The sequence below is a fragment of the Chryseobacterium sp. VD8 genome (assembly GCF_037149975.1).
In the GTDB taxonomy this organism is placed as follows: Bacteria; Bacteroidota; Bacteroidia; order Flavobacteriales; family Weeksellaceae; genus Chryseobacterium; species Chryseobacterium indicum.
On sequence record NZ_JBBCQL010000034.1, the window covers coordinates 15,776 to 27,667 of the forward strand.

Below are 11,892 nucleotides of genomic sequence, written 5' to 3' on the forward strand. Positions count from 1 at the left end.
TAATACCAATCCTTATTTTGACCTATTTAATGTCGTGTAACAGTATGCAAAACACAATCAAAAATAAAAGTGCATCCGAAATTTTGGGAAATCCCAATTATTTAGCGATGTCTTACGGCGGTTACCGAACCAATTCCAGAAGAGTACAACCTACCGTTTCGCAGTTGAAAGAAGATATGAAAATTCTTTCGGCGATGGGGGTGAAAATCATCAGAACGTATAATGTACATCTTCCGGAAGCCGTAAATGTGCTGAAAGCGATTAAAGAATTGCGTCAGGAAAATCCTGAATTTGAAATGTATGTAATGCTCGGAGCGTGGATCGACTGTAAAAATGCGTGGACAGGTTTTGAACCCAATCACAACGAAGAAAGCGAAAGAAACGCCTCTGAAATTGCACACGCTGTAGAATTGGCGAACGAATATCCGGAAATCATCAAAGTGATTGCAGTAGGAAACGAAGCGATGGTAAAATGGGCAACGGCATATTACGTGCAGCCTTCCGTGATTTTGAAATGGGTGAATCATTTACAGGATTTAAAGAAAAAAGGAGAATTGCCGAAAGATTTATGGATTACTAGTTCCGACAATTTTGCAAGTTGGGGCGGTGGTGATAAAGAATATCACACTAAAGAGCTCAATGAATTAATCAAAGCAGTGGATTATATTTCGATGCACACCTATCCGATGCACGACACGCATTACAACCCGATTTTTTGGGGAATTTCGGAAGATGAATTTCAATTTTCCAAAGAAAAACAACTGGATTTGGCGATGAATCGTTCCGTGAATTACGCAAAATCGCAGTACAATTCGGTAAAAAAATATATGCAAAGTTTGGGCGTAGAAAAACCGATTCACATCGGAGAAACCGGTTGGGCAACATTTTCCAATGAGCTGTACGGAAGCAACGATTCTAAAGCAGTAGACGAATACAAAGCCGGAGTTTTCTACCACAAAATGCGGGATTGGACGAATGAAGCGGGAATTTCCTGTTTCTATTTTGAAGCGTTTGATGAGCCTTGGAAAGATGCCGGAAATTCAGGCGGCTCGGAAAATCATTTCGGATTGTTTACCGTTGACGGAAATGCAAAATATGCAGTTTGGAATCTGGTGGATGAAGGCGCTTTTAAAAAACTAAAACGGGACGGAAACACCATTCAGAAAACCTTTAACGGAAATCTGAAACGATTGTTAGATTCTGTCGAAATGCCTCCACACCGCGAATTTGAAAAACAATTGTTGGAACCGAAATGATAATAACGATATGAAAACCGACCTAGGAAACGGAGGCGTTAAGAAATTTTGAAATAATTCCGTTAAGAAATTTCCACTGTTTGAGCGCGCCAAGATCTTGTTTTAAAACCAAAATTTTCTATCGCGCGAGTTTTGGAAATTTTAGGAAGTATTTTAAAATTTTAGCCGAGTTTCCAGTCTTGAACTTTTGGTTCTTTTGTTTCAAGACAAAAGAAAATTAAATAAATATGAAAACAAAAATCCTACATATCGCCTTAATAACCAGTTTGATGATGAGTTGTCAATCTCAAAAATCGTGGAAGACAGACATCTACGAAACCTCGGCAAGCGGAAATCAGTTAACGAAAATAATTGCAGGAAAGCCTGTTGAAAATTCAGTTAAAATTAAACTCAATCCCGAACAGAAATTCCAAAAAATTACGGGATTTGGTGGCGCTTTTACCGAAAGTTCTGCGTATTTGCTCAACCAATTAAGCAAAGCAAATCGGGAAAAAGTGTTGCAATTGTATTTTGGGGAAGATGGAGCCAATTATTCTTTAACCAGAACCACGATTGCTTCCTGCGATTTTTCTCTGAAACATTACACCTACGCTCCGGTTGCAGACGATAAAGAACTGAAACATTTTTCGGTACAGGAAGATATGAACGATTTGGTTCCGATGATTAAAGACGCGCAGAAAATTTCAAAAAATGGGTTTAAAATACTGGCTTCACCGTGGACTTCACCACCTTGGATGAAAGATAACAATGCGTGGATCAACGGAAAACTATTGCCACAATACAACGAAACGTTTGCACTCTATTTTTCAAAATATTTAACCGAATATAAAAAACTGGGCATTCCGATCTGGGGAATTACCGTAATCAACGAACCCCACGGAAACGGCGGAAACTGGGAAAGTATGTTGTTTACCCCAAAAGAAATGACCGATTTCGTGGAAAATTTCCTTGGTCCGAAATTAGAAAAAGACGGCTACGGAAACGTGAAAATTTTCGGCTACGACCAAAACCGTTCTGAACTTAAAAACTGGGTAAACGAAATGTACCGTTCCGAAAAATCTTCCAAATATTTTGCAGGAACAGCCATTCATTGGTACGATAGCACCTATAAAATTTTTGAAGACGAGCTGCAATACGCGCATCAGAAAAATCCGTCAAAACACTTAATTCAAACCGAAGCCTGCATAGACGGCGATATTCCGAAATGGAAAGATGATTCGTGGTATTGGAGCGCAGAAGCGACAGACTGGGGATTTGACTGGGCGAAAGAAGAAGAAAAATATCTGCATCCGAAATACGTTCCGGTTTTCCGTTACGCAGGAGACATCATCGGTTGCTTGAACAATCAAGTCGATGGTTGGATCGATTGGAATATGGTTTTGGATAAAAATGGCGGTCCGAACTGGTTTAAAAACTGGTGTGGCGCACCGATTTTGGTAGATCCCGAAAAAGACGAAGTGTATGTAACGCCTTTATACTACACGATGGCGCATTTCAGCAAATTTATTCGTCCCGAAGCCGTAAGAATTGGTTTTGAAAATCCCGATTCCGATTTAAAAATTACAGCCGCTAAAAATCCTGACGGTTCGGTTGCGGTGGTGATCTTCAATCCATCGGAACAGGCAAAAAATATCGAAATATCCTTAGAAAATCAAAAAATTCCGATTCGCATCAGTGCAAAAGCATTGCAAACGGTTCATTTAACTTTTTAATTAAAAAAACACACAAGAAAAATGGCAGATCAAATCAAGAAATCAGCGAATAAAGTTCCAATCGGTCAAAAGGTCGCTTTTGGGTTGGGAATGTTGGCGAACCAGATGTTTCCTGCAATGATCGGGATTTTCACCGTTGTATTGGTAGAGAAACTCGGCTTTAGCGGATTTTTGTTAGGCTTAACGTATTTTATTCCAAAGTTTTATGACGCTTTGTTTGATTTGATTATGGGATATGTTAGCGATAATACCAAATCGAAATGGGGAAGAAGAAGACAATATGTTTTAGCAGGAGCCATTATTTTAGGAATTTCGTTTGCGATGATGTGGCAATTATATGCTGAAAACGGCATTACCTACAATTTTTGGTATTTTTTAATTGTCTCACTTATTTTTTATTCCGGGCTCACCATTTTCAGTATTCCTTACGTAGCGATGGGCTACGAAATGAGCGATGATTTCCATGACCGTACCAATATTATGGCGACTTCTCAGTTGATTGGTCAGTTAGCTTGGGTGGTTGCACCTTGGTTTTGGGTAATCATGGCAGATCAGTCCTTATTTCCATCCAGTGATGTTGCGGTGAGAACTTTGGCGGTTTATGTTGCTATTGGTTGTGCCATTTTAGCGGCAATTCCGGCATTTTTTATTCCAAGCAAATCGACACTCTATGAAAACTACAGTCCGATTGATTTGAAAGGAATTTTAGGAAGTTTCGGCGAAATAAAAGAAGGATTAAAAGCTTCGGTAGAAATTAAACCGTTCAGAAAAATATGTATTGCTACTTTTTTAATATTTAATGCATTTCAGACTACAGCAGGATTTTCTTACTTCATCATCAAATATTATTTGTTTAAAGGAAATGAAGAAGGATTTGGATTATGGCCCACTTTATTCGGAAGTGTAGGCGCAATTATTACAACCGTTGCAGTCATTCCTATCGTAGCAAGAATGTCGAAAGTAATGGGGAAGAAGAAAGCATTTTTGGTTTCTCAGGGCATTTCAATCGTGGGTTATATTTTACTGTATTTACTTTTCGTTCCGGGCAAACCGTATCTGTTTTTGTTTGCGTTGCCGTTTTTCTCCTTCGGAATCGGGAGTTTGTTTACCTTAATGATGTCGATGACTTCGGATGTAATCGATATTGATGAACTCAACACAGGAAAAAGAAGAGAAGGAAGTTTAGGCGCCATTTATTGGTGGATGGTAAAATTTGGAACCGCTGTTGCGGGATTATTAAGTGGGATGATTCTTTCTCTGGTTGCTTTTCAATCCAACGCAGCAACACAAACCGATGAAACGATGTTTTGGTTAAGAATTTTCTTTGTTGGGATTCCTATTCTTGGAACTTTGACTGCCATTTGGACCATGAAAAATTATGATGTAGATGAAGCCAAAGCCAGAGAAGTAAGAGATTTGTTAGAAAAAAGAAAAGCCCCAAAACCTTCAGGGTACGGAGCCAATAATGTTTTAGAAGGAATGAACCTTGCCGGACTTTCCAGAGCGCAGCTTCAACAAAAATTCTCACAATATTATTTTCCAACTTTCGATTATACCAATGTTGAAAGTATAAAAACCGAATTTTCAACTGTTTTCAAAGCCGGAATGAGCGGAATCTGTTTCAGCGTTTTTACCGAAAAACAATTTCCGGGAGACTTCATCACCGAAGAACAGATCAGAAAACGCCTCGAAATATTAAAACCTCATACGCAATGGATCAGAGTATTTTCTTCTACTCACGGACACGAAAATATCCCGAAAATCGCCAAAGAAATGGGCTTCAAAGTGTTAATGGGAGCTTGGATTGGCAAAGATGAAACTGAAAACCAACAGGAAATTCAGTCTTTAATTCAGTTAATAAAAGAAGGAAATTTAGATATCGCCGCCGTTGGAAACGAAGTGCTTTTCCGTGGCGACCAAAACGAAGAAACTTTATTGGGTTACATCGGGCAAGTTAAAAATCAAACGCTGAATGTTCCTGTAACCTACATTGATGTGTATTATGAAATCATCAACAACCCGAAATTGGTGGCGGCAAGCGATAAAATTTTAATTAATTGTTATCCGTTCTGGGAAGGCGCTTCCATAGAACACGCAGGAATGTACTTGCAGGAAATGTATCATCAAACCAAAAAAATTGCAGGCGGAAAAGAAATCATCATCGCAGAAACCGGTTGGCCAAGTAAAGGCGAAGCGGTACAAAATGCAGAACCATCTCCGGAAAATCTGATGAGATACTACATCGAAGCTCAGAAATGGGCATCAAAAGAACAAATTAACCTGTTTTATTTCTCTTCTTTCGACGAATCATGGAAAATCCATTACGAAGGTTGGGCAGGAACTTCGTGGGGATTGTGGGGGACCAATGAAAAATTCAAATTTTAAAAAAAGATACAAGACTAAAAGACAAGAGATATTAGACTAAATCATCATCTATCAATCATCTTTTATGAATCATCAATCATCATTTATCATAACTATAATCTAAGAACATGTCATACAGAGCAGAGCAGTATTTATCCTTACCCAAGCAAAATCAGGATAATTACATCAAAGGAAAAACCGAAACCGAAAAAAGAGATTTGTTCAGAGAAATTCTGTACAACGGCGTTCACGGTTTTTGTTTCAGTTTGTATGAAGACGGACAAAAACCAGGTGACATCATTTCCGAAGAACAGGTTCGCCGAAGAATGGAAATCCTGAAACCGCACACTTCTTGGGTGCGCTCGTTTTCTTGCATCGAAGGCAACGAACACATCCCGAAAATTGCCAAAGAATTTGGAATGAAAACCTTGGTCGGAGCGTGGCTCGGAAACGATCCCGAAATCAACGAAAGAGAAATTGAAGGTCTAATAAAATTAGCAAAAGAAGGTTTTGTAGATATTGCAGCAGTCGGAAATGAGGTAATGTACCGCAAAGATTTGTCCGAAGACGAGTTGCTGGATTTTATTAATCGTGTAAAAAAAGAAATCCCCGAAATTCCGGTAGGTTACGTAGATGCTTATTATGAATTCACGATAAAACCAAGAATTACCGAAGCTTGCGATGTTATTTTGGCAAACTGTTATCCGTTTTGGGAAAGTTGTCCCGCCGAAAACTCGCTCAATTATATGAAGCAAATGTATGAGCAGGCAAAACAGGCAGCCAATGGAAAACCAGTCATCATCTCCGAAACAGGGTGGCCAAGCAAAGGAGAAGAACTAAAAGGTGCTTTTCCATCAGAAAAAAATGCACTGGATTATTTCATCAGTACCCAATTGTGGTGTATGGACGAGGAAATCGACTGTTTCTACTTTTCCTCTTTCGATGAATCCTGGAAAATAGGTCCCGAAGGCGAAGTCGGCGCACATTGGGGAATCTGGGATAAGCACGAAAAGTTGAAGTATTAAGGAGAGGGAAGATGGAAGTCGGAAGTTGGATGTTGGGTGATGTATGCTGGAAGAGGGAAATTTTTTTGGGCAGCTTAATCCGCCTTCCGTTCCCGCTTTTTTGCTCGTCGTTCCTCCTCACAAAAAGAGCTCCACTCAAGTCGGGCTGCGAGAGATTCAACGCAAAAACCTTGTCAGGGTTTCAAACCCTGACAAGGTTAAGAACAAAAAAAGAAAACACTCCGTAGGAGTACTATCTGTGTAGCAAAAAAGAATGATGCAAAATCAGAACTCCGTAGGAGTTCAATCTTTTAAAGTCATTTTAAAAATAAAAAAGTTAAAAAAAGCCCTGAAAGGGCGACATCAAAAGCATAGGGTGAAGCCCTATGAAATACGAATAAAATCGAAAAGAAAGCCACAAAGTGGCGACATCATTATAAAACAAAAATATCTGCGAAAATCTGCGTATAAAATCTGCGAAGATCTGCGGGAATAAAAAAAATATTATGATCAAAAAATTACACCATATCGTTTTATTCCTTTTCAGCACACTCTATTTGGCGCAGGTCGATGTGGTGTACAATGATCTGGTGTGGTCCGACGAATTTTCCACCAACGGAGCGGTTGACAATACCAAATGGTTTCATCAGACCCAATTACCAGTGGCAGGAGGTTGGTATAATAATGAGCAACAACATTACACCAATCTCATCACCAATTCTTTCGCCAGCAACGGCGAACTGAATATTGTTGCTAAAAAAGAAACCTTTACAGATCAGGGGTATACCAAAAATTACACTTCGGCAAGATTAAATTCAAAATTTGCCTTTAAATACGGCAGAATAGACGTTCGGGCAAAAGTTCCGAAAAATCAAGGAACATGGCCTGCAATCTGGCTTTTAGGAAAAAATGTGAATGAACCTGGTGGTTATTTCGCTTCTACTTTCGGAAATACCAATTGGCCGGCTTGCGGAGAAATCGATATGATGGAATACGGAATTTTCCCTTCTGCTCCTGAAAATTTTATTCAAAGTACTTTGCATACGCCGTCTTCGTCAGGAAATTCTGTCAACCATGGCGGAATGTTGGCTTCATCAGATATTACCGCCAATTATCATATTTATTCGATGAACTGGTCGCCGAATCAAATAACATTTTTGTTAGATGGAGTAGCGTATTATACCTATAATCCTTCCGTAAAAAATTCATCAACCTGGCCTTTTGATAAAGAGCAGTATCTGCTGCTTAATATTGCAATGGGCGGTGTTGCAGGAAATATTCCTTCCACATTTACCAATGCTTCGATGATTATTGATTATGTGAGATTATATCAGAATATCACTCCGGATAATGTTGCGCCCACTCAATTTACGGCAACTGTTGGAGCAGTAACCAGCGATTCCGTAGAATTATTACTGAATACAACCGATAATTTTGGAGCGATTACCTATCAGATTTCGGGTGGAGCTGCACAAACGGTTTACGGTACATCAGGAATACCGAAATCTGTGATAATTTCAGGTTTGAGTCCAACAACAAGCTATACATTTACAGTTTCAGCGAGCGATGCTTCGGGAAATACCGCTGCCAATAATCCCATCACGGTAAATGCAACCACTCTTTCCAATATCAATACCGCTTGCAGCGGAACCTCTACTTTAGCTTCGCAGGGCGCGTTTTCTACCGGATACAAATACGACTTCCAAACCACTGGAACCGATGTGAAAATTACATTTGAACTTTTAGATACCGATAAAACAGGTGTTGTAGCTTATTTATGGAAACAAACCCCTTTTACAGAAACCCCGATGACCAATGTTTCCGGAAAGAAATTTTCGGGTACCATTACAGGACAAACCGCGGGTTCTACAATTAATTATGCGGTGAAGTTTGCCTACGCAGGAGGAATGTCGGTGACCAAATATTATTCTTACGTAGTTGGTGATGCGTGTATTTCTCTGGGTGTTACAGATTTTTTTAAAGCCAAAGAACTGCTTTATCCCAATCCGGTTGAAAATAGCCTGAATCTGAAATTACCTGAAAACAAAAATACGGTTACACTTTATGATTTTTCAGGGAAGAAACTTTTTGAAAAAAATGTGGGAACGACTTTGGATTTAGATTTTAGTTCCTGTACAGCAGGTACTTATTTAATCAGAATTGAAAATTCCAAAAGAGCCAATACATATAAAATCGTAAAAAAATAAGACAAAAAACGATTCGCGATTTTTAAGAACATCATTTCTGAAAATTAAAGATCAACAATAATACTAATTTTTAAAACTTTATAAAGATGAAAAATTTATCTCTTTTTCTAATGCTTTTGGCATTTAGTTTTGGCTTTTCTCAGCCAACAACTAATGCACCGACACCTACAAAAGCCGCCGCGGATGTGATTTCCATATTCAGTGATGCCTATACAAACGTTGCTACGAACTATAATCCGAACTGGGGACAGTCCGGAAGTGTGAACACTTCTTTTCAGGCGGTTTCGGGCTCCGGAAACAATATTCTGGTGTATTCTAATTTTAATTATCAGGGAACAGATCTTACCACACAGAATGCTGCGGCGATGGAATATCTTCACATTGATGTATGGACAAATACCGCAGGAGCCGTGCTTAAAGTTTCACCTATTAACAACGGAACAGGAGCCAGTGAATTTTTAGTTAATGTTCCTCTTACCAATGCAGGATGGAGCAGCGTGGATCTTCCAAAATCTGCATTCACGGGAATGACGTGGAATTCCGTTTTTCAGCTGAAATTTGACGGGCAGTCCGGAGCAAATCCTTCAACCATCTATCTGGACAATATCTACTTCTGGAAAAATCCGGTAAATCCGGCGGCAGATGCCACATTAAGCGATCTGAAAGTAAACGGAACCACTGTTACAGGCTTCAGCTCTGCCATTGTTTCTTACACTTTGGAATATCCGCAGGGTACAACGGCGGTTCCGCAAATTACTGCTGCTACAACCACCAATGCAAGCGCAACAAAAGTCATTACCCAGGCATCGGCAATTCCGGGTACGGCGACCGTTCTGGTAACTTCACAGAACGGATTGGTAACCAAAACATACACGGTAAATTATGTGGTTTCAGGACCTAATGTAGCGGCTCCGACTCCTCCTGCGCGGGCAGCGACAGACGTAATTTCCATGTTCAGCAATGCGTACACGAATATTCCGATTGATGCGTGGTCTGCGGTTTGGGATGATTCCAGTATTTCAGATATTCAGGTAGCAGGAAACGATACTAAAAAAATTATTTTTACTAATTTCTTAGGAGTGGATTTCAGCGGAGCCGGACATCATATCAATGCAACTAATTTCACCCATTTCCATATGGATATCTGGATCGATAACAGTGTGGATCTGGTAGGAAAAGTTTTTAACCTGAAACTTTCGCAGTGGGGAGGAACTTCCGGTGAGGTTTCTGCTCTGGAGCTTCCGTTGAATGCAGGAAGTACACCTGCTTTGGTAAAAGGACAATGGCTTTCCATAGATGTGCCGTTAAGCAGCTGGACGAATAATGCTGCAAGAAATGATATCGCCCAGTTTGTGATTACTTCCAATATCGGAACGGTTTATTTTGATAATCTCTATTTTCATAAAGCTACAGTGTTGGGAACCAATGAAGTTGCCATTTCCAAAAGCTTGAGAGTTTATCCTAATCCTGCGAATGTCGGTGAAACAATTACGGCAGAAAGTAAAGTGAAAACCATCGAAGTGTATACTTTATCGGGACAAAAAGTAAAGAGTGAGAACTCAAATACCATATCCACACAAGGATTTGCTAAAGGAATGTATATTTTGAAAACCACGACAGATAAAGGGGAAGTTCAGTCTTCTAAAGTTATTGTGAAATAATTAAAACCATAATTAAATAATTAGACGTCCGTTAGCACAAACGGGCGTTTTTTTTCTTAAATTTTATCTATATTTGGAATGATGCTAAAATATTTTTTCGCTTACTTTTTATTGTTCCTGAGTCTTTTTTTCAATGCGCAGAGCATTTTGGAAAAAGGGATGCCTTTTGTTCAGAATTATCTGCCCGAAAATTATGGGAATCACGGTAAAATATGGGATGTTAAGTCGGCAAAAAACGGCATGATCTATATGGCTTCCGAAGACGGACTTCTGGAGTTTGACGGTAAAATATGGAGCCATTTCAAGAGTTACCGAGGATATACAAGATCATTGTATATTGCCAATGATTCTACCATTTACGCCGGTGCGGATATGGATTTTGGGATCTGGAAAAGAAATAAATTCAGAAAATTCACTTTTACTTCGCTGTATCCTTTCAAAAAGAAAATAGGAGGAGTAAATGAAGAGTTTTGGGGAACGTATCAGATTAAAAATCAGATGGTTTTTGTCTCTCATCAAAACATTTATATTTCTTCGTATAAAAAGCTTACCAAAATTTCTGCACAGTCCAGATTTTCCAATAGTTTCTTCGTCAACGGAAGATTGTTTCTTGCCGATGAAAAAAAAGGACTTTTTGAGTATGACGGCTCACAGTTAAAGCTTATTTTTCCTTTTACAGATAATAATCCGTTAGACATCAGCGGTGTATTTATCAACGGCAATGCTTTACGGATCGTAACTAAAAACAAAGGGATTTTCGAATGGAATAATGGCAAACTTACCCCGCTGTCATTTGAAGTTTCTCCTTCTATGATCAAAGGTAAAGTTTTCAGTTTTATCAATCTGGGAACTCAGTATTATGCTTTCGGAACCATACTCGACGGAATTTACATCACGGATCTGAATGGTAAAATCATTCAGCACATCAACAAAAGCAAAGGGCTGCCGAATAATACGGTTTTGTGTATGCATTACCAGAAAAACGGAAAACTTTGGTTAGGTCTGGATTATGGAATTTCTTCGGTAGATATTAAAAATGATATTACGTATTTCTACAGTCAGGATGATGATTTCGGGACGGGTTACACAGCAGCTTTTAAAGACGATACTTTCTTTTTAGGTTCTAATCAGGGATTGTATTTTACAGACTGGAATGAAATGGGAAATCCGCGTTCCGGTACTTTTTTACAGATGATTGAAGGATCGGAAGGACAGGTTTGGACGCTTAAAAATATTGACGGAAATCTATACTGCGGTCACGACAAAGGTCTTTTCGTACTGGATAAAAATAGTCTGAAAAAGATTAATAACGAATATGGTGTTTCTGCAATTACTCCTTTCAGAAAAGACTATGTTTTAACAGGGAATTATTCCGGAGTTTTTGTTTATAAAAAAGAAAATAATACGTTGAAATTCATTAAAAAGATGAATTTAATCGTAGGAGCGGTAAGCCAGATCGAAGTGGAAAACGACCATACAATCTGGATCAACATTCCTAATTACGGTATTCTGAGGACGACTGTAGATGATAATTTTAATCCGGTTAACCGTCAGATTTTTCCGGACAATAATTTTAAAGGAAATCTTCCTAATATTTACAGAATCCATCAGAAGATCAAAATATTCACAACTGCAGAACAGTATGATTTTAATAACCGGAACAATAAATTTTTTCCTGCTTCAGACAA

General features: G+C 38.9%; 7 protein-coding genes. All 7 read left to right on the forward strand.

Features of this window, described 5'->3' with window-relative positions:
* The first annotated feature begins 44 nt into the window (after nt 1-44).
* On the forward strand, nt 45-1,256 hold the full coding sequence (locus tag WFK35_RS06050; protein WP_336731854.1) for a glycosyl hydrolase family 17 protein: 1,212 nt from the start codon (nt 45-47) through the stop codon (nt 1,254-1,256).
* Nucleotides 1,257-1,483: 227 nt separating this feature from the next.
* The gene (locus WFK35_RS06055) at nt 1,484-2,968 is read left to right on the forward strand and encodes a glycoside hydrolase family 30 protein (RefSeq protein ID WP_336731855.1); all 1,485 of its coding nucleotides are present in this window, start codon (nt 1,484-1,486) and stop codon (nt 2,966-2,968) included.
* Nucleotides 2,969-2,989: 21 nt separating this feature from the next.
* The gene (locus WFK35_RS06060; protein ID WP_336731856.1) at nt 2,990-5,353 is read left to right on the forward strand and encodes an MFS transporter; all 2,364 of its coding nucleotides are present in this window, start codon (nt 2,990-2,992) and stop codon (nt 5,351-5,353) included.
* Nucleotides 5,354-5,460: 107 nt separating this feature from the next.
* Entirely contained in the window at nt 5,461-6,357 is an 897-nt protein-coding gene (locus tag WFK35_RS06065) for a glycoside hydrolase family 17 protein (protein WP_336731857.1), read from the forward strand.
* A 485-nt stretch (nt 6,358-6,842) separates the two neighbouring features.
* A complete protein-coding gene (locus WFK35_RS06070; RefSeq protein WP_336731858.1) occupies nt 6,843-8,543 on the forward strand; it encodes a family 16 glycosylhydrolase in 1,701 nt (566 codons plus the stop codon).
* Between the two features lie 86 nt (nt 8,544-8,629).
* The gene (locus WFK35_RS06075) at nt 8,630-10,204 is read left to right on the forward strand and encodes a T9SS type A sorting domain-containing protein (protein WP_336731859.1); all 1,575 of its coding nucleotides are present in this window, start codon (nt 8,630-8,632) and stop codon (nt 10,202-10,204) included.
* A gap of 78 nt (nt 10,205-10,282) precedes the next feature.
* On the forward strand, nt 10,283-11,892 hold a 1,610-nt coding region (locus WFK35_RS06080), incomplete at its 3' end, for a hypothetical protein (protein ID WP_336731860.1).